Origin of the sequence: Shewanella sp. M-Br (assembly GCF_036245925.1) — a bacterium.
Taxonomy (GTDB): domain Bacteria; phylum Pseudomonadota; class Gammaproteobacteria; order Enterobacterales; family Shewanellaceae; genus Shewanella; species Shewanella oncorhynchi.
In genome coordinates this window covers 29,697-47,362 of the sequence record NZ_BJBV01000005.1, presented here as the reverse complement: position 1 = coordinate 47,362, position 17,666 = coordinate 29,697, and the positions used below count along the sequence as shown (strand labels likewise).

Genomic DNA, 17,666 nt, shown 5'->3' with positions numbered 1-17,666 from the left:
GGTCTTGATACCTGTCGATGATGATTTTAATGATAAATTCAAAATAAGATCTTCAATTTTTATAAGAGAAGATGACAAGCCATTACCCACACCTACAGCTGAAAGAATAACCTATTTTATAGGGCAAATTAAAAATGAACTAACTAGAAACAAAGTTCGTGCACAAGACCAATTAGATGATTTAATAGGTAGTGCAAAAAATAATCGTGGGACGAATAAAGTACCATCAACTTATAAAAACTCAAATACATACATAAGTTTAATAAACACCATTAACAACGTTGACGCTCAAATAGAGAACGTCAATGTATTAAGTAGTAGGGCTAAGCGCCTGGCTATTTCAGAAATTTACGCACAATTAAAAACAGCGTCTCTAGATGAAATGCTAACTAAAGGTACCATTGAATTTGGTGAAGCGGGCTTTCAGCAATACCTATCTACTCCCGAGGCTGGAAAACTGGTTAACAGTCCGAAGAATTTTCTTGGTGCAGACATTGGAAAATCACATCTGCAAGTATTCGAAACCGTCGTGGGGCGATTGCTGTCATATCTGCGTTTGAAAGCAGAAGCCGAGTTAGGTCAACCGATTGATAAGGCTGTGATTGCCAGACCCGTTCATTATCATTCAACCTTAGGCGAAGCGGGCAATATACAAGCAATAAGCATAATGGAAAGAGCTGCCGCTGCGGCAGGATTTGATGAAGTTCAGTTTATTTTTGAACCCATGGCAGCCGCCCTTCATTTTGAGAAACAACTTGAACAAGAACGGACAGTGATGATTATCGATCTTGGCGGGGGTACATCAGATGTAGTTATATGTAAATTGAGTCCGGAACGCGTGAATCAAACTGACCGGCAGGCGGATATTTTATCTGTTAAGGGAAACCGCATCGGTGGCATCATCTGCGATAAATATTTTGCCATGACATCAGTATCGCCATATTTTGGAAGGGGGGAATTGTTACGCGACGGCGCCCCTATTCCACATATGATTTTCAATGGCATGGTCGATATCGATAATTTTCCTTTATTAAACGACTTCTATCTAACCAAGCATCGACATGAAATTGAACGTTTTATGGGTTTAGCCAAATCTGCCAATAAACTAAATAGGTTACGAACGCTGCAAAAAAGTAAATTAGTACACAGATTTATGAGTGATGTAGAGAAAGCTAAAATTAACCTAAGCGACTGCAATCGTTTTAATCTATCACTTGATTACATCGATGAAAACACTGCAGTTCCCCTCAAGTCTATCGATATGAGCAAATCCATGACTACTTGGTTGAATGAGCTAAAGCATTTAATAGATGATTCAATAACTACAGCGAATTCATCGCCTGAATTAATTTATATCACTGGAGGTATGGGTTTATCTCCTGCAGTACAAACAGCAATAAAAGATTGGTTCCCCAGCACAGAAATAACCATCGCTGATCCATTCAACTCTGTGGCATCAGGCGCAGCCATTCATGCCCATCTTGCTTTCGGGGAATAACGGCAAACAAAGGAGGCTGAATAATTCAGCCTCCTTATCATCGACCAGTTTCTACCATTTCGGGATTCTTCTGAAAAATCAGTGACAGTAACTCAAAGTCTAAATTGATCCAATTAAGAGTTACAATAATATCAAGCCAATTTAGTGCTTGCAGTAGACGAAAAACCATGTTCTTCACGGGCGAGGCGGGTAGCTTGTCCAGCACTATAGGCAAAAATCCGAACCATGGCGCGACGGCCGTCACAGGTACCAGTAACGATATATTCTTTCATAACTCTATCTCCATCTTTCAAATAGTCATCAATCTAAACCTACAAAGATTCAATTTTTAGCTATCGACTAACTCACAGCCGTAAGCATAAATTCATTGACCTTCTTCTCAAAAATCATTCTTGGATTCGACGCCGAAGGATCTTGTTTTCTGTTGCAACCAAAAATAAATTGTTCCAAATCGCTGACACTAACTCCACAATTCTTGGCCCAACAGTTCATCTTAACAACATAATCATTGTATGCATCTCCTTGATAAGCTGTACGGAATCTGACATCTACTCCTTTTACTGATGATATATATCGATGAAATATCTTATCGTCTTCACTATCAGCCAAGAGCGCTGCATAGGCTAACTTTGTCCATTTATCGAAAATTGGAGGAATAATTTCTTGCTCATTGGCATTACCCAGGAAGAAAAACAATTTAGTAAAAAATGAGTCGCCCAATCCTTTGAGCTTACCAGCACCGTTCATATAATGATAAGCGCCTGAAAACTTGTTGTGTTTAACATACTCACCCACTACCGCTATGTGTTTCTGCAACATTTCAGGCTCGACAGATAACAACAGAGACAAATTATTTCCAGTAGGTCCTCCGGTTGAGATCCCTCCCCAAATCATTGCCGCAAAAAAACCATGAACATGCTCTCCACGTTTAAAAAAATCTGTGACTATTCCACGATTAATTTCACCATTTGGGCATTTATTCAAAATATCTTCAATCACAGAATATTGTGTAAATGTGTAATATGGGCGTTGTATTTTAAATTGAGTATTATCATTCACACGAATTGTTGAAATATTATCTAACAGAAACTTTGGAGTCATCATGACAGGCTCTCACTCTGGTTATCGCTATGGAGTTCTAGAAGTATTTTTACGCTTTATTCCCGAGCACAACTCTATCAAGGCATGGCTCAGCGTATCGAAGAGCCAGTATTCGCTATCCAAGCGTCATTCGATGACGTCTATTGCAGGTTAAAAATGCTCTTGGATAAATAACATGGTAAGTATTTGAAGTTGCTCACACTGCAGACTGCTCATATTGTTGTTTTATTAGATGTTTCTAATAATTCGCTCTAAATGTTTCAAACTGGGAAGCCTTTGACTTTGAAATCATCACTTACTGCCAATAAAATTGTTGATGTGGAAGACTCGCTAAGCCGCCCTCAAGGAGAACTCAGATCAGTCTTGAGGACACGCCTTTTTACCATTGCTGCAGTCGTGTCGTCCGTCGCGCCTTTTGGTGAGGTAATGATGTTTATTCGGGTAAAAATTATGATCATCGCCGCGCTTGAGTCCCCTGTGTTGATGATTTATCTGAACTAAAAGATATCGTTGCAAAGAGAGACCAGATGGGTGACACCACCGCGGTGAATTTTGACGTGGGGTTTGATAAAGAAAAGAACCAATGGTGTTACATCGAAACATCACAATAATTCTTGCCAGTTACCTAACAACGCCTATAATTACTGTATATAAAAACAGTGGTGTTAACTATGCGTATTATCCCTATCTATGCCAGTGCCGGTATCACTGGCTTCGAAAGCCCTGCAGCTGAATATAGTCAGTTGGGTCTCAGCCTTGATGAGCTGTTAGTTGTGCATCCCAGCGCGACTTTTATTGGTGTCGCAAAAGGTGACTCAATGCAGGGAGTGGGCATTTTTTATGGCGATATTTTGATTGTTGACCGCCAAGAAACCGCGCGTCATGGTGATGTGATTGTTGCCAATTTCAACGGTGAATTTGTATGTAAAATCCTCGATAAAACTCATCGCATGCTACTGTCGTCGAATGAACAGCACCAACCTCAGCCTATTCACGATTACGATAACTTTACGATTGAAGGTGTTGTTATTCGTTCTATTCGTTGTCATCGCCAAAGTCCATTATTAGCTGACATCTGATGTTTGCCTTGGTAGACGCCAACAGTTTCTATTGCAGTGCCGAGCAGGTATTTAGACCTGATTGGCGTGGTAAGCCAATGATTGTGTTGAGCAACAATGATGGCTGCATCGTAGCGGCAAACAAGCAAGCGAAAGAACGGGGTGTGCCTAAGTTTGCGCCATACTTTCAAGTCAAAGACCTGTGTACAAAACTTGGTGTCATTGTTTGTTCAAGTAACTATGAGCTCTATGCCGATTTATCCGCAAAGATGATGAATATCATTGGCCGATTTGCACCAGAGCAGCATGTCTATTCCATTGATGAAAGCTTTCTCTCCTTTAAAAATTGTTACCCCGCAATTAAGTGCTTACAAGCCCAAGGCCAGTTGATTCGAAAAGCGGTTTGGAAAGAGACACGTTTACCGGTTTGTGTCGGTATCGGCTCAACACTCACACTGGCTAAAGCGGCCAATCACGCGGCAAAGAAGTTACCTGGCTATCAGGGGGTGTGTGTTATCGATAATGAGCAAGACCGGATTTCAATTTTACAATCAATGAATGTGAATGACGTCTGGGGTATTGGGCGCAGGATAAGCAAAAAACTTGAATTGATGAACGTAAAAACCGCCTATGACTTAGCAAAAATCCCTGCAGGCTTAGCGCGAAAGCAATTTAGTATTGAAATAGAACGCACTGTGCGTGAACTCAATGGGCAAGCGTGCAAAGTGTGGGACGAGGCGAGGGCGGATAAGAAGCAAATATTCTCAACTCGTAGTGTGGGTGAGCGTATTACTGAGTATGAGGATTTACTGCAAGCCTTAAGTAAACATGTGGCGATTGCCGCAGCGAAAGCGCGTAAGCAAGGTTCAAGTTGTAAAACGATGTTGTTGTTTGCCAGCAATTCCCCCTACGATGAACGCCCAACAGGCTTTAAGACCTTAGTGCACTTTGCTTGTGCCACCGATTGCAGTATTGAACTCACTCAAGGTATGACACAAGCAGCATCTCAACTTTTCCGTGCAGGCGTACGTTATTATAAAGTCGGTGTAGGTCTGATTGATTTAGTTAGCACCCAGCATGGCCAGTTAGATTTATTCAATGTTTCAAAAGCTAAACCAGCGTTAATGAAGACTCTTGATTGCATCAATCGACGTTATGGCACAGACACCTTATTCATTGCCGCCCAAGGTATCGAGCAAAAATGGGCCATGCGCCGCGACCTACTCACACCGCAATACACGACCAAGTGGCATTGTCTGCCAGAGATAAAATGTTGATATCTGACAGTAGATGGATTAACACGTTAATGCCTCAAAGCGTGTCAGTATATCTTAGACCCAATTTTTAGTCATACTACAGAGTGGCTACTGTAACTATGACGATTCGAATAGAGGAATTGATAATGAAGAACACTAAAATCAATATATTGCTCTCAAAATGTGACGCTACCGCACCACTATCTGATGACTTCGCGGTAAGGGTTAATTCTCCTTCTGTTGGGAATGAGATTATTACTTATTGCGAAGAGATACCTCTGAGTTCTGATGATGAGTATCGTGCAGCTTTAAAGAAAATTGAAGGATTGTTTGATGCAATACCTAATACCGCTGAAGGTTCCGAGCTTGAAAAATGGATTTCATTAGTTGAATCATATGAAAATGAACACTTCCCAATGTAACTCACTGTTGCCCAAAAGCTTGCTATTGCAGAACTCCTTGCAAAATGTGTGACCGACTTAGTTGACCAAATTTTAGTAATGCCACAAAGTGACGACATAAATAGTGGCGATTGAGAGTCGCTAAGTGACGCTAAATAGGGATATAAAGATGTGGTCTGATAAAGAATCAAATATTGATTTTCTGAATTTCAATGAAACTGCCGAATCCATCAAAGATCTAATTACTGAAAAAAATCTTATGCCAATTAGTGTTGGTGTGTTTGGTGATTGGGGAGCAGGGAAGTCAACAGTTTTAGAACTAACAAAGTCTGCACTTGCAAACGACAAGGAAGATTATATCCAAGTAAGTTTCGATGCATGGATGTTCCAAGGTTACGACGATGCCAAAGCTGCATTATTGGAGACAATCGCTGCAACACTCGTCAAACGAGCCGAATCAGACAAAAGCTTAAGCGCGAAGGCCAAAGACTTTGCTGGCCGTGTTAACAAGATCAGACTTATGGGGCTTCTGATGGATGCAGGCAGTCTCACAGCAGGTGTCCCCACATTTGGCGGGTTCCAAAAGCTTTTCGGAATGTTCAGTGGCGGAGAAGACGGTGAGTATGATTTCGATGATGTTAAGGATGGAGTCGAAGGTGCTAAAGAGATTGCTAACAGAAATAAAGACCTTCTGAGCAAGAAAAAGGATTTCTCTCCACCTAAAGAAATCAAGGAGTTCAGACAAGCATACTCAGATCTTCTTGCCGAGTTTGGTAAGCCATTAATTGTCTACGTTGATAATTTAGACCGTTGCTCGCCTTACAACGCGATTTCAACGCTAGAAGCCATACGCCTTTTCTTGTTTCTGCCCAACACAGCATTTGTAATAGCAGCCGATGAAGACATGATTCGTCTGGCAGTCAGTGAATACCACAAGGGTTCATCTCAACGGCATCAAACTGACTATTTGGACAAACTGATTCAAATACCTATACATGTCCCGCGCCCCGGCACTTTAGAAATTAGAGCCTACCTGTTAATGCTGGTTGCACTTGATCACGGTGTTAAAGGTGATCAATTAGAGACACTACGACATGCCCTTGAAATAAATCTAAAAATGTCTTGGAAAGAGGAAGCAATAAACATCGATGATTTACTTGATGGGAAAAATATTCAAGGAACTCCTGAGTTGAGGAATAAGTTTGTCGTCGCAGAACAACTTGCACCTCTTTTAGCTGAATCATCCAACATAAATGGTAACCCTCGAATAGTTAAGCGCCTTCTTAATCAAGTGAGAATCAGAAGAAAGACAGCTCTCCGACGCGGAATGCAATTAGATGAGAAAACGATAACCAAGCTGGTTATCTTTGAACGTTGCCTTGGAACAAGAGCCACTAACAAGCTTTACCAAATGATTGATACTGAAAACGGAAAACCTAAGATTTTAGCTGAACTGGAAGCTGCTGGAGCCAATATCGAGGACATAAAACTGCCTGAAGAGTTGCAGTCAGAGAAAAACTTTCTGGCTAAATGGGCAAAACTGCCGCCTAAATTTTCTGATATTGATCTGACCCCAGCTCTCTACCTGAGTAAAGAAAATGTTCCTATGGGAGCTTTTGGAACAGTTATGTCGGGAGCAGCTCAAAAACTCGTAGTGGCACTATTGAAGCAGACCCAAAGAATCAGCCAAGCAAGTACTATAGCAATAGAAGAAACTCCACCAGATGACTACATACCTGCAATGGATGCAGTGCTAGAAAAGCTGAGACCAATTGCAGATTGGAGCAAACGCCCAGACGGGATTTTTGGCGCGAGATTGCTCGCTGAAAAAGATGTTAGGTGCAAAGCCACTTTCTTGGATTTTATGAAGCACCTACCGCCGGAGCGTTGGATGAAACCAATCATAGAAGAACTAGAAGGAGCTAAATAATGGGAACATCAGCCTCGTCAAGGGGACCTAAAGATAAAAACCCCCTCGTACCACCATGGGCAGAAGGCGGAAATGGATTAACAATTGGTCCAGCTACTGACACTGATGGAGACGTGAGCCTCGGTGATGGCGGCAGCGGCCAAGGTAACGATGGTGCTGACAATAGCCTAGAAGTTGATAACAATAAGGTACAGCAAGAAATTGGTCCATCGGGTCAAGCACAACTGCCCGCGAGCAGATACATAAGTGCGAGACAAGCATTTGGTAAATATGCTGGTACAGCTGGCACGAGTTCAGATCTTAGACGCTCCCTAAAACATTACTCTAAAAACTCCTCCGGTGGCGGGAAAGGGACAAGTCGCAGACTTGCCAGTGGTATAACCGCAGGCGCTGGACTCGTAGGAATGATGCGTGGGGACAGCGTTACTGTTGGTGACCAGTCCTTATCTCTTAATGACCTTCGAGGCCTTACTACTGATCAAGCGATTGATCGCATTGCCTCTCATTTAGCACCAGATAACTCAGATTCTGACTCGGTGCGCATTGCTCTCAATTATGCTTTGGAAGAAGCACTTCCTGATACACAAGACTTCGATCCTGCAAGTTTTACTGACGAGGTAATCCAAGATGCGATCTCCTGTTATTTAACCGACTTAATTTTTCAAGACGTAGTCACAGGAATGGGAGAAGCATGGTTCAAAGCAGAAGTAGCAACTAAGCATCACAAAATGGAAAGCGAATTAAGGGAACTGATTAAAGTGATAGCACAACAAGAAATGGATAAAGCGACAAACGGCAATCCCAGCAATATCACCAAGAACAACATTAAGAAAATTCAAATCGAGGCAATATCAAAAACTGTAGAGCATTGGGAGAAATTCAATGACTGATTTTTACTTCCATCACGACCCCGATAAACTTCCTGACTACTCTGGCGAATGCCACCCGGTACAAATTTTTGATAGCCATCCGTTAAATAAGTATCAATACAGTCACGCATCGAAAGAGTTGCTCACCAAGATTAGAAAGCTTGGGGTTGCGATTAATCCCGATGCACTTGATTTGGTAACTATCGCAACAGCAGTGACTTCGGCAGAGACATTTGAGCCAAGAGAGAATGCGCCAAATTCTTGGTCACGAATCTTAAATCTCCACATACCTGTATTTGCACCAGATAAGTGGGAAGCAGTAGCAAAAAGACTTGAATCACTGTTAGGTTTTTTAACTGGCGATCAATGGAAATTATCTTTTATCAAGTCCGAATTAGAGCGACCTAAGCCAATAAATAGCAAGCAGGCCAAGCTTACAACGGAATCATTGAAAGGATTGAATACTGTCTGTCTTTTTTCTGGAGGGTTAGACAGCGCAATTGGAGCGATTGATATTCTTAATGGTAACTCTGATATTCGCCCAATGCTGGTAAGCCACGCATATCGAGCTGATGGTGCGAAGCAGCAAGATATTAAAAAACTGCTCAAAAAGCCATTTGGGGAGTTTTCATACTCGATAGCCCCTCAACTATCAGGTCAGGCTAATCATGCGAACGATACCAGCATGAGGGGAAGGAGCTTTAATTTCTTAGCGATGGCTGTATTGGGGATTACGGCACTTAGGAAAGCAAATAACGATGATACTATCTCTCAGATTATTGTGCCTGAAAATGGATATATATCGATTAATCCACCGTTAACTCGAAGGCGCATTGGTAGCCATAGCACCCGGACGACTCACCCTAACTTTCTATCTCAACTAGAATTATTGCTTAATGATGTTGGATTTAATATTCACTTTATAAACCCTTACCAGTTTAAAACTAAAGGCGAAATGCTAGCTGGTTGTGTAGATCAAGATGCTGTAAAAAAAGCGATACCATTAAGTGTATCTTGCAGTCACTGGCATCGAGAACATTTACAATGTGGCTATTGTCTTCCATGTTTAGTCAGGCGAGCTTCGGTGTTTCATGCAGGCTTTACAAAAGATGCAGACTATGCGGTTCCACGACTTCAAAGCATACTGAAAGAATCAGAAAAAAGAGATGACGTTCACGCAGTACAAACTGCAATAATTAGATTAAAGAAAAGTCCTGACTACATGGCTTGGTTGCGCCAGTCTGGACCCTTGCCACAAAATAAAGAGACACGTGAAAAACTGGAGTCTACGGTGAGAAGAGGTTTGGCAGAAGTTGAAGCATTTTTGAAATCGGTCAACCTAGCATGATGGATTTGCATTGCCATGTCGATTTGTATCCGGATCACCACGAGGTACTGAATGACTTGAGAGAATGCAATTACTATGTATTGTCAGTTACAACTGTGCCTTCCGCTTGGAGAGGTACAGTTAAACTTACTGAGGGAATCGCCCGTTGTAAGACTGCTTTGGGGCTGCACCCACAGCTTGCCCACTTGAGAAAGAATGAGCTAGTCATCTTCGATGAATTAGTAGGTGAAACTAGATATATAGGAGAGATTGGTCTAGATGGTTCAAAGGGTTACATACCGTACATCGAGGATCAACTCCATGTTTTCAACCATATTCTTGAGAAGTGTTCTCAGTTCAATGACAAAATTCTATCTATTCACAGCCTAAACGCGACAGAACAAGTAATCGATTGTTTGAAAAAACACCCCCGAGCAGGAACCCCAATACTTCATTGGTTTTTAGGAACCAAAAAGCAAGTACAGGAAGCAACCGAACACGGCTGTTTTTTCTCTGTCGGCCCGGCAATGTTAAATTCAAATCGGGGAATGAAAGTTGCGTCGTGGATACCGCCAGATCGTGTATTACTCGAAACTGATGGTCCATTTGCAAAAGTGGATAATTCCCCACTGTTACCCTCACAAGCCAGACTTGCTGTTAATGAGTTGTCTTTGCTGTGGAAAGTTACCGCCGAGGATGTTGTTGCTCAACTTAAGCGGAACATGGTTTTGTTGTTGAATGTTGGCATAACTTAGTGTTGTAAAATTTATGACTACTAGTCAGCGTATTAGACACTGGCTTTGCCCAAAAGAAGGTTAGGGCGCTTCACTCGATATCTATAAAAACTCCTGAAAATGACATATTTATGTCCATGGCGGCTCAAAATCAGCAACATGTTAGTATGTTATTGTGACTTTTTGGACGAGCATAAGCGCGCTGCTAGGTGATTCTGGCTAATTTGCGAGTCCAATATGCCAAAGCATTCACGTAGCGACGATTAAATTGTTTAAGATACAGTCAAGTGGAACTGGTGATGTGTTCGAACGACTCCGATGTTGATAAATCACGTCATCAACATTAAAACAAATTAGTCGGTAAGATTAAGCAGTGGAAATATAGCTACGAACCAATTCCAATTAAGCTTAGTAAACCTATGAATTATTGTAAGTAATCATTCTAATGCTGCGACATGATTTGATTCGGGCATTATTTCATAAAATTCATTTTTAACATGTCATCTATACTTCAAAGATGTTCGCATAGCTGCGAGTGAGATGCACCTTGTCAAAAGCAGCAAACACAAACTTTAATGCGCTCTGGATGAACAGCTTTGCACTATAATGGAGCAAAGTTTTTGACGGAGTAACTTATAGTATTGATATATATAAACAAAAATAAGACTCACGAAATGACACAAAACTCATTTGGAATGACAAGCCACACACAAACAGAGCGGCGATGGGAACCATATAGAGCGCATTTAACATAATATACATTGTGCGCATAGGAAGGTTTTTCCTTTAAGTCAAAGTTCTATATAAATGACATTGGTTTTGGAATGGTCGCGAAACGCTATTTTTTATTACTTTTCTACAGGTCGGCTCTTGGTGTCGTTGTGACATTGCAAAGCCAACATTAGTAACTAAATAGAATATCAGGACGGCCGCGTTATGAGAAAAGAATCTAATAAATACAGTGAAAATGGATTTCAAACGATGAAACCACGAACCCGAACTTTTATTTTAACTCATTTTATTCGTACAAATGGCACTGTTGATACGCAACAAGCCGCCGATTTCTTCTGTGTAACAACGCGCACCATTAATAATTGGTGGTCTACTGGATGCCCGAGTTGGGTTGATCGTTACGTTGAGTTATATCAGCGTGCAATCCCCAATACTAAAGATTGGCGCGGCTTTAGCTTTAGCCAAGACGGCAAACTGATCACACCATATAAGCGGCACACATTTACCGCTGGACAGTTATTAATGGTGTTTTTTGATAAACAGTTCAATAAATTTGACCGTGTCGAAAAGGACAAACTTGCTGCTCAGGTGGACAGCTTGCGAAATGACGAGGAAGCCGCCGCCATTCGTGAAGAACTGGACGTTATCATCAGCACTCTGTCTAAATTGAAGCAGTCGCCTATTGTAGCGCCTAAAAAGCAGTTTGCGACCTCGGCCAAGCGAACCGTTAAACGGAGTAAGTAATAACGACAAATGCCGATAATGTGACTTATCGGCATTGATGGATTCGGGGTTTTACAATAACTATCTGCGCTTAACCCATGCGGCGGCAACGATAACAACGGCGGCAAAAATAAGGATTAGCTCTTGGCTTGGCTGGATTTTTACCACTACAGCGTCGGGTGTTCTGACCGCCACACTAAAATCACTTGGTAACCCGCTGAACATTATAAATGTCCTCCCGCTGCTGGCGAACCTCGACCGCGACCACGCGCTTGTCTATTTCGTTAATCACTTTGTTTAGGCTGGTTTGCTGGTCGTTGATGCTGGTTTGAATGTTCCACATCATGCCCAATAGGATGATACCAAACCCCCCTATCCCGCTGCCTTTGAGTAACTCTAGCTGTTTTTTCTTTTCTTCGTCCATCTTAGCCCCGCCATACTTTGGTTTTATCTTGCTTGCGCTCATTGCGGAACGCTTCCCACGCGCCCGCCCCTGCTACCGCAGTAGCTGCAACACTTTGAACGATAATGTCACCGACATTGACGACGGCGTTAACAGCGTCGGGATGGATCCCCGCGACCGCAGCACCAATCAACACAAGGCCACGCCATGTTGACCACTGGGTTAAGTAGTTGGTTAATGTTTTCATGCTTTCCCCTATTTTACGGTTTTGGCGCTGACTTCGCCGTTAATCAAGTAATTGTATTTACTTAATAGTTTGCCTTTGGGTGCTATGGTGGCGAATAAGGCTGCAATACCTGTATGTCCTCGCTCAATGGCAGCCCGCCACGTTGGATCAATGCTTCCATCGTCGGCAACGTATTTGCTATTGAGGTAAAACGCGGCATTACTGAACTCAACAGGCTTATAGCCGTTTGTCCATGCGGCTAAATCTGACCACGCTTGCCCGATGGGCTCGGTGACTTGCTCAGCAAGTTTGTCACCTACTGAGTACATTTTGCTGAGCATGTAAACGCCATAAATCACCGCGACGGCGATTAGGCCGTTATTCAAACCCTGCGGCAACTGCGGTATTGATAGTGCTTTGGTCATAGGGGTTATATCCGTTTTCAAAGTGGATCATTGCTGAAACTACACGCGTGTAATATTGGGCTGGAATAACTTGGTTAACTTGTAACCCTGCTTTAGCAGCCACAAAATCAGCGTATTTCTGAGTGGGATTATTATCACTTGGCGGCGCCCATCGTTTGATAATGCCGTTTACGGTGTTAAGGCCGTATTTGTCGCGGTAATTTTTGAGAATACGCGCAGCGGCTCGGATGCCATAAAACGGCGTTTGGAAGATAACAAAACGGCCGTCATTGCCCGTCATGCCCTGCCAGTTTTCGCCTTTTTCGACGTTTAATGGATTGTTATTGCGAATACCTTTTGGGGGTAACATGCTGCTCCCGACCTCTTGACGTGGGGCTGGTTCCTGCGGCTCTGGATACAAGTACGGTGTTTGCACAGTTGGCGTAGGCTTTACCCGATTGAAAATAATGTCCTCAAAGCTGTCAGTCGAAAAAATATCGAGAAAACCGAGGTCGGCATAACTCGGCTTGCTGCCCGAGTTAACCGGTATTGAGGTGCTTTGATTTGGCGCAGTATTGACGGCAACGGGCGTTAATGGCTTTTGTGAATTTTTCAGCCACCAATACCCCGCCGCTGCCATGGCCGCGCCCGCTGTAATTACGATTAAAGGGCGCATTAGCTTAATAACTCCATGACTTCAACAACTGCGGGGCTCAGGTCGCCTTTTAGATCAAGCTGCCATTTATCCGCTTTGCAAAAGCCTCCTTCGTTGACATTCATCAACCGATAATAAATGCCGCTATTGGTGAGATAGCCCCCATCCTGAGAAGAGCTTGAAGCTGCATGTGTGACTGTAGCGTTTTCAACTAAAGCATTTCCATTTTCATCAATCGAAATCGTTTTTAGATATTGACCATCAAAGCGTAACCACAGCCCATCAGCTAAATAAATGGGGTAATCCTCGGCGCCATTTACAGATGATTCACCAAACAGCGTCCAATTTAAGCCGCCGTCATTACTGAGCAAATTTTTCTTACTTGACCCATCTGAGGTTGCAAAGTAATTATTGGCGTCGGCAAAAACGATATCGCCAAAACTTCGCCCACCAATTTCATGCCACGATACGCCGCCATTATCTGAGCGCCTTAATTTGTTATCCCACTGCGATAAATAAACGCACATTTTGGCGTCATCTGATAAATAAACAAAATTGCTGAAACCAGACGAGAGGTAATTTGCTGGCACACTTCCCCCGCCGATTGCTGACCAAGATTTGTCTATAATATTGAAACAAATAGCAATCCCGCTTTGCGAAATCGTCATACTTTTTCCGACAATAGCGAGCTTTAACCCAATACCTGAATTATTAATCAAACTCTGGTCAACTTTTAAGTTTGCATTGATATAGGCATACTGCGAGAAGGTTCTACCTTCATCTTTTGACTCATAAATAGTGTATTGGCAATAGGAAAACGATCTACTTCCACTTGTGCCAGTCATGCGCACAAAAAATACCGAATCGGTTAGCGGTGAGTTAATTAATCCCCCCGCATTAATCCCTAAATTGACAAATGACGGATGCGCAGACCAAACGGGATTGTCTTCTGTCCAAATAATTGGAAATCTGGCAAAAGGGGTTTTATTCCATGACAGACGGCATTTTTCATCATCTGATATAAACAATTCCCTTGCCTCAGCTCCTTCATTAAATAGATCGTTAACCTCGCCGATATATTGTGAATCCTTGATACTTAAACGCGGTGGCGATTTGTACGCAGACAAGACGCCAGCAACAGGAAACTCCTCCATTGTGCCAGCAGCCAAACGCCAACCAGAACCGTTGACTGCCGCGCCGCCGATGAATACATCTTTATTGGTGCGAACTCTCACCGCTGTACGGGTAAAGTCTGAACTAGTCAACTGAACAAGACCATTTACTAATAGCTTGTTTGTCCTAATCGCTTTTGCGCCTGTAATGGTTGCGCGGCTTTGATTCATAGATACATCACCCGCCCAAAACTCGACCGCGCCGTCGTCGCCTTTAATGGTGATTTCATCAAACGGGATCGCCTTGTCGATGGACATACCGACCCACATTTTTGTGTCTAAAACGGTTCGGCCTTTTTCTGATAGGCTCACATTCACCACGCCGCCCGCGCTGATTAGGCTAAAGTAAGCGCCCGTTTTATTGACGACGGTAAAACCGTCTTTAATCGTCTGATTAATAATCATTATTTGCGCCCTGCTAAAAGTACCGCGCCCGCGATTAATGCCGTCCCGCCGAGCATATACAACATAGTTTTATTGTTTGACTCGGCCAAGGCTGCGCCATCACTGCGGCTAAATTGCTCGGCAAAGCCCATCATTGAGTCAAAACCACGCTGTAATTGCCCAGTGGCGTCTTTATTGGCCTGATTGCCTGAATCGAGTGCAACTTTCGTTAATGATTCGGCCAAATCTGCGCTGTTATTCATGGCGCTGCCTGCTAGGTAGGTGTTGTTTTCGTTGGCTCTGGCAAGTGCATCGGCGACCACAGTGGCGAGGCTTTTTGAATTATCCATTGAGGCTTGCGACACGGCAGCGTTAACCGCGACGGCACCGTCGGCAAACTTAAGTGAATCACTGAGATTGTCACGGGTGGCGTTGGTGTAGGTTTCAAAACCGCGTGATTGCAAGTCGCCAAACTCGGTTAAAGCGTTGGTGCTTACACGATACATATCTTGTTGCGCTGAGTTGGTTTCGCCAAAGAGGTCAACCGCTGCATTGAGGAAATTTTCGTTTTGACGCTCGCCCATCATGGCAACGTCAGTCACAGCATTAAATCCGTCTGTAATCATGCCCGCGCCTTGGCTGAAATAAACGGGTAATGAATCGACAAAATCGCCAATAAGTTTAAATGCGCCGCCGTCGGTGACAGTGTTGCCACTGCCATTAATCACAAGGCCATTGTTTGCGCCCTGAATACCGAACGTATTCGAAGTGTTGTTAGTTGTTTGGCTTGATGCGCTGCGTGAACTTGAGCCCATTATAAGACCGCCCTTAATATCGTTTCGGCTTTTTCATAGCCTAAAACTTTGCCCATTCTTAGCATGGCTTCGGGGCGCTTAGTATGGAATCTAACGCTGGCGAACCCCTGCGCCTTTGCTTGCGTGTGAATTGTTTCAAGGTAATGCACCGAGTTCTTACCCGCTGCGGCGACAATCACCAGTTCTTTACCGTTAGCGGCAGTTTCACCACGAACTACGGTAAAAAACTCGCAATCTCCCCATGCGATTAATTGCGCCACGCCTTGTTGAACTTCGCTTTGAATTATGCGCAAGTCATCATTTAAGGCGGGCGCTAATTTTTCCCATGCAAGGGCGGCTATTTTTTCTTTTTCAGTAGGAAGTAAGCGGCAATCGCCGCCGCACCTAGAATTAGCCATAAATTGCCACCGCTGCCGCTACCTATTCCAAAGTTCACATTGCCGCCCTGAAAGGCGGCGTTATTAAGCTGATCACCAGTGCCTGAACTCGCGGCACTGGAATTAGACATTCCACCAGACGGACCCATTATTTTGTCTCGGCTTTTTTGGTGGTCATGTAGTTAAGGATTAATCCCGCGACGACTGCTCCCGCAACTTGCATCACAAACGCTTTATTCATAGCGCCCCCTAGTCTTTATTACTGAGAAAGTACAGCAGCGCCACGGCACCCACGACGACAAAAAATGTCCCTGTACCAATTTGCAGACCCTGCCCCATTTTCTGACGCAGTTCATCTGCTGGCGTTTCGTAATAACCCGAATATCCCGCCGCTGGCGATTGCCATGTTTCTAGGTGCTCTTTTGCACCTGAGCCGTTGGCGTTTTTAAAGGCGCGGACTTGCTCATATTGCGCATACAAACCAAGCGCCGAGCCTAAGCCCTGATTCACACGGTCAAACCATCCCGTTGTTGAAGGGTTTGGCGCAACGTTCGGCAACTGTGTTGCAGTTGCCGACGCACTTGAATTGATAATGTCGGAAAATGAGCTAGTCAGATAATCGACAGCCATAACGCCCCCTTAAATGCCCGCTAGGCCGTCGAAGTATTCCACCACAACTGTCGCCGCTCCCGCGCCTTCGGTATAAACCCGTAAACGCAAATCTTGCAAACCAGCCAGCGGAATGGCTTGGAGCATGTCGCCCTCAAGCACAAAATCAAGCGTTACACGGCCAGCTTGTGGGCTGCGGCCATGGTCAACTTGGATTTTTTCTAAAAGTGTTTTTCCACTTTCAAAGGCTTTTAACGAGTCAATTTCTAACTCGACCTTAGTCACTACAGCAGCGGTGATAATGTGAAACGCCGCGATACTTGCCGAAGCTGGACGCGGGATTTTGTCGATTTCGGTGATGCCTTCATTGAGGGCAACGGGGAAGTTTTTGATTTTGGTAATATATCCAATTTCAGCTTTATCTGATTGGATTGCATAACCTTCTAGCTTTGGTGTTGCTGCGGCCGCATCAATTTCAATACGCATGGTAACGTTTGAAATGATCCCTGAACTACCCGACTGAGTACCTAGGCCAAACATGCGAGATTCAAGCAAGGTTTTCATTTCGTCGCGCTTGAAATGAAAATCTAAAACACCGACTGCGGTGTTTCGCTTGTAAAACTTGTTGTAGTCTGCGAGGGCTTGGCCATCTTTAAATTCAAGGATTGCTTTGCCGTTGACTTCTAAGCGGATGTTTTTCATCTGCGCTAAAGTCACGCCCGAATAATTAATATGGATTTTGTCGTAAGTGCGGCCGATTGGAAGCTCAAGCGTGGCAGTATTGCCAGCGGCGACATTAGAAAACGAGGGTAATTTAACTGTTGTGCGCATGTTCTACCCCTTAACCAATTAAACGGCGAACGGATGGAACACGATTGGCGGCATAAACCACGCCGACAGCAATCGCCACAAATGGCAGGTATTTTTTAAGCATGTTATTCCCCTTGGGATGCACTGCCTCACGGCAGAATTGAGCGCCTCACGGCGAGTTA

General features: G+C 43.6%; 24 protein-coding genes. 11 read left to right on the top strand and 13 right to left on the bottom strand.

Going from position 1 to position 17,666, the window contains the following annotated elements:
• Positions 1–4 precede the first annotated feature (4 nt).
• Positions 5–1,498 (top strand): Hsp70 family protein, encoded by a 1,494-nt coding sequence (locus tag AAA952_RS05280; protein WP_338255063.1) that lies wholly within the window; start codon positions 5–7, stop codon positions 1,496–1,498.
• Positions 1,499–1,629: 131 nt separating this feature from the next.
• Here the strand turns inward: AAA952_RS05280 and AAA952_RS05275 are convergent, their stop codons facing one another.
• Both AAA952_RS05275 and AAA952_RS05270 read right to left on the bottom strand, forming a co-directional pair.
• Entirely contained in the window at positions 1,630–1,770 is a 141-nt protein-coding gene (locus AAA952_RS05275; protein ID WP_014357957.1) for a hypothetical protein, read from the bottom strand.
• Positions 1,771–1,837: 67 nt separating this feature from the next.
• On the bottom strand, positions 1,838–2,602 hold the full coding sequence (locus AAA952_RS05270; protein ID WP_338255058.1) for an 8-oxoguanine DNA glycosylase OGG fold protein: 765 nt from the start codon (positions 2,600–2,602) through the stop codon (positions 1,838–1,840).
• Here AAA952_RS05270 and AAA952_RS05265 point away from each other — a divergent pair.
• The 10 genes from AAA952_RS05265 (at position 2,601) to AAA952_RS05220 (ending at position 11,650) form a co-directional block, all read left to right on the top strand.
• A complete protein-coding gene (locus AAA952_RS05265) occupies positions 2,601–2,753 on the top strand; it encodes a hypothetical protein (RefSeq protein WP_263254987.1) in 153 nt (50 codons plus the stop codon). The genes AAA952_RS05270 and AAA952_RS05265 overlap by 2 nt on opposite strands.
• 128 nt (positions 2,754–2,881) lie before the next feature.
• Positions 2,882–3,100 carry a hypothetical protein gene (locus AAA952_RS05260; RefSeq protein WP_338255054.1) on the top strand — a complete coding sequence of 73 codons (219 nt, stop codon included), beginning with the start codon at positions 2,882–2,884 and terminating at the stop codon, positions 3,098–3,100.
• A 170-nt stretch (positions 3,101–3,270) separates the two neighbouring features.
• Positions 3,271–3,678: a LexA family protein gene (locus tag AAA952_RS05255; protein WP_063884436.1), complete on the top strand. Its 408-nt coding sequence runs from the start codon at positions 3,271–3,273 to the stop codon at positions 3,676–3,678.
• Positions 3,678–4,934, top strand: coding sequence for a Y-family DNA polymerase (locus tag AAA952_RS05250; protein WP_338255049.1), 1,257 nt, complete (start codon positions 3,678–3,680; stop codon positions 4,932–4,934). Before AAA952_RS05255 ends, AAA952_RS05250 begins: the two co-directional genes overlap by 1 nt.
• 125 nt (positions 4,935–5,059) lie before the next feature.
• A complete protein-coding gene (locus AAA952_RS05245; RefSeq protein ID WP_338255047.1) occupies positions 5,060–5,335 on the top strand; it encodes a transcriptional regulator in 276 nt (91 codons plus the stop codon).
• A gap of 148 nt (positions 5,336–5,483) precedes the next feature.
• Entirely contained in the window at positions 5,484–7,244 is a 1,761-nt protein-coding gene (locus tag AAA952_RS05240) for a KAP family P-loop NTPase fold protein (protein ID WP_338255046.1), read from the top strand.
• Positions 7,244–8,134: a hypothetical protein gene (locus tag AAA952_RS05235; RefSeq protein WP_338255045.1), complete on the top strand. Its 891-nt coding sequence runs from the start codon at positions 7,244–7,246 to the stop codon at positions 8,132–8,134. Before AAA952_RS05240 ends, AAA952_RS05235 begins: the two co-directional genes overlap by 1 nt.
• Positions 8,127–9,461 (top strand): Qat anti-phage system QueC-like protein QatC, encoded by a 1,335-nt coding sequence (gene qatC / locus AAA952_RS05230; protein ID WP_338255043.1) that lies wholly within the window; start codon positions 8,127–8,129, stop codon positions 9,459–9,461. Before AAA952_RS05235 ends, qatC begins: the two co-directional genes overlap by 8 nt.
• Positions 9,458–10,195, top strand: coding sequence for a Qat anti-phage system TatD family nuclease QatD (qatD, locus tag AAA952_RS05225; protein ID WP_338255040.1), 738 nt, complete (start codon positions 9,458–9,460; stop codon positions 10,193–10,195). Before qatC ends, qatD begins: the two co-directional genes overlap by 4 nt.
• A gap of 960 nt (positions 10,196–11,155) precedes the next feature.
• Complete coding sequence (locus AAA952_RS05220; protein WP_242068458.1) at positions 11,156–11,650, top strand: hypothetical protein; 495 nt, start codon at positions 11,156–11,158, stop codon at positions 11,648–11,650.
• A gap of 60 nt (positions 11,651–11,710) precedes the next feature.
• On the opposite strand, the gene AAA952_RS05215 is transcribed toward AAA952_RS05220, so the two are convergent.
• From AAA952_RS05215 to AAA952_RS05165, 11 genes are all read right to left on the bottom strand, one after another.
• Positions 11,711–11,854, bottom strand: coding sequence for a hypothetical protein (locus AAA952_RS05215; RefSeq protein WP_198573968.1), 144 nt, complete (start codon positions 11,852–11,854; stop codon positions 11,711–11,713).
• The gene (locus AAA952_RS05210) at positions 11,832–12,053 is read right to left on the bottom strand and encodes a hypothetical protein (protein ID WP_198573969.1); all 222 of its coding nucleotides are present in this window, start codon (positions 12,051–12,053) and stop codon (positions 11,832–11,834) included. The genes AAA952_RS05215 and AAA952_RS05210 overlap by 23 nt, the downstream gene beginning before the upstream one ends.
• A gap of 1 nt (position 12,054) precedes the next feature.
• A complete protein-coding gene (locus AAA952_RS05205; protein WP_219250745.1) occupies positions 12,055–12,279 on the bottom strand; it encodes a hypothetical protein in 225 nt (74 codons plus the stop codon).
• An 8-nt stretch (positions 12,280–12,287) separates the two neighbouring features.
• Positions 12,288–12,683 carry a hypothetical protein gene (locus tag AAA952_RS05200; protein WP_198573971.1) on the bottom strand — a complete coding sequence of 132 codons (396 nt, stop codon included), beginning with the start codon at positions 12,681–12,683 and terminating at the stop codon, positions 12,288–12,290.
• Entirely contained in the window at positions 12,637–13,338 is a 702-nt protein-coding gene (locus AAA952_RS05195; protein WP_338255034.1) for a hypothetical protein, read from the bottom strand. Before AAA952_RS05195 ends, AAA952_RS05200 begins: the two co-directional genes overlap by 47 nt.
• The gene (locus AAA952_RS05190) at positions 13,338–14,894 is read right to left on the bottom strand and encodes a hypothetical protein (RefSeq protein ID WP_338255032.1); all 1,557 of its coding nucleotides are present in this window, start codon (positions 14,892–14,894) and stop codon (positions 13,338–13,340) included. Before AAA952_RS05190 ends, AAA952_RS05195 begins: the two co-directional genes overlap by 1 nt.
• Positions 14,894–15,688 (bottom strand): hypothetical protein, encoded by a 795-nt coding sequence (locus AAA952_RS05185; RefSeq protein ID WP_219250742.1) that lies wholly within the window; start codon positions 15,686–15,688, stop codon positions 14,894–14,896. The genes AAA952_RS05190 and AAA952_RS05185 overlap by 1 nt, the downstream gene beginning before the upstream one ends.
• Positions 15,688–16,086 carry a hypothetical protein gene (locus tag AAA952_RS05180; RefSeq protein WP_206766181.1) on the bottom strand — a complete coding sequence of 133 codons (399 nt, stop codon included), beginning with the start codon at positions 16,084–16,086 and terminating at the stop codon, positions 15,688–15,690. Before AAA952_RS05180 ends, AAA952_RS05185 begins: the two co-directional genes overlap by 1 nt.
• Positions 16,026–16,196 (bottom strand): hypothetical protein, encoded by a 171-nt coding sequence (locus tag AAA952_RS05175; protein ID WP_338255027.1) that lies wholly within the window; start codon positions 16,194–16,196, stop codon positions 16,026–16,028. Before AAA952_RS05175 ends, AAA952_RS05180 begins: the two co-directional genes overlap by 61 nt.
• Before the next feature lie 118 nt (positions 16,197–16,314).
• On the bottom strand, positions 16,315–16,695 hold the full coding sequence (locus AAA952_RS05170; RefSeq protein WP_198573976.1) for a hypothetical protein: 381 nt from the start codon (positions 16,693–16,695) through the stop codon (positions 16,315–16,317).
• A 9-nt stretch (positions 16,696–16,704) separates the two neighbouring features.
• Positions 16,705–17,505: a major capsid protein P2 gene (locus AAA952_RS05165; protein ID WP_338255023.1), complete on the bottom strand. Its 801-nt coding sequence runs from the start codon at positions 17,503–17,505 to the stop codon at positions 16,705–16,707.
• Positions 17,506–17,666 lie beyond the last annotated feature (161 nt).

Bases quoted from the DNA above. Each gene is read 5' to 3' on its own strand.
- AAA952_RS05235 (WP_338255045.1), top strand. From the start codon at position 7,244: ATGGGAACATCAGCCTCGTCAAGGGGACCTAAAGATAAAAACCCCCTC.
- AAA952_RS05215 (WP_198573968.1), bottom strand. From the start codon at position 11,854: ATGTTCAGCGGGTTACCAAGTGATTTTAGTGTGGCGGTCAGAACACCC.
- AAA952_RS05220 (WP_242068458.1), top strand. From the start codon at position 11,156: ATGAAACCACGAACCCGAACTTTTATTTTAACTCATTTTATTCGTACA.
- AAA952_RS05165 (WP_338255023.1), bottom strand. From the start codon at position 17,505: ATGCGCACAACAGTTAAATTACCCTCGTTTTCTAATGTCGCCGCTGGC.
- AAA952_RS05200 (WP_198573971.1), bottom strand. From the start codon at position 12,683: ATGACCAAAGCACTATCAATACCGCAGTTGCCGCAGGGTTTGAATAAC.
- AAA952_RS05270 (WP_338255058.1), bottom strand. From the start codon at position 2,602: ATGATGACTCCAAAGTTTCTGTTAGATAATATTTCAACAATTCGTGTG.
- AAA952_RS05255 (WP_063884436.1), top strand. From the start codon at position 3,271: ATGCGTATTATCCCTATCTATGCCAGTGCCGGTATCACTGGCTTCGAA.
- AAA952_RS05185 (WP_219250742.1), bottom strand. From the start codon at position 15,688: ATGGGCTCAAGTTCACGCAGCGCATCAAGCCAAACAACTAACAACACT.
- AAA952_RS05180 (WP_206766181.1), bottom strand. From the start codon at position 16,086: ATGGCTAATTCTAGGTGCGGCGGCGATTGCCGCTTACTTCCTACTGAA.
- AAA952_RS05190 (WP_338255032.1), bottom strand. From the start codon at position 14,894: ATGATTATTAATCAGACGATTAAAGACGGTTTTACCGTCGTCAATAAA.
- qatD (WP_338255040.1), top strand. From the start codon at position 9,458: ATGATGGATTTGCATTGCCATGTCGATTTGTATCCGGATCACCACGAG.
- AAA952_RS05250 (WP_338255049.1), top strand. From the start codon at position 3,678: ATGTTTGCCTTGGTAGACGCCAACAGTTTCTATTGCAGTGCCGAGCAG.
- AAA952_RS05195 (WP_338255034.1), bottom strand. From the start codon at position 13,338: ATGCGCCCTTTAATCGTAATTACAGCGGGCGCGGCCATGGCAGCGGCG.
- AAA952_RS05265 (WP_263254987.1), top strand. From the start codon at position 2,601: ATGACAGGCTCTCACTCTGGTTATCGCTATGGAGTTCTAGAAGTATTT.
- AAA952_RS05240 (WP_338255046.1), top strand. From the start codon at position 5,484: ATGTGGTCTGATAAAGAATCAAATATTGATTTTCTGAATTTCAATGAA.
- AAA952_RS05245 (WP_338255047.1), top strand. From the start codon at position 5,060: ATGAAGAACACTAAAATCAATATATTGCTCTCAAAATGTGACGCTACC.
- AAA952_RS05175 (WP_338255027.1), bottom strand. From the start codon at position 16,196: ATGTCTAATTCCAGTGCCGCGAGTTCAGGCACTGGTGATCAGCTTAAT.
- qatC (WP_338255043.1), top strand. From the start codon at position 8,127: ATGACTGATTTTTACTTCCATCACGACCCCGATAAACTTCCTGACTAC.
- AAA952_RS05210 (WP_198573969.1), bottom strand. From the start codon at position 12,053: ATGGACGAAGAAAAGAAAAAACAGCTAGAGTTACTCAAAGGCAGCGGG.
- AAA952_RS05275 (WP_014357957.1), bottom strand. From the start codon at position 1,770: ATGAAAGAATATATCGTTACTGGTACCTGTGACGGCCGTCGCGCCATG.
- AAA952_RS05205 (WP_219250745.1), bottom strand. From the start codon at position 12,279: ATGAAAACATTAACCAACTACTTAACCCAGTGGTCAACATGGCGTGGC.
- AAA952_RS05170 (WP_198573976.1), bottom strand. From the start codon at position 16,695: ATGGCTGTCGATTATCTGACTAGCTCATTTTCCGACATTATCAATTCA.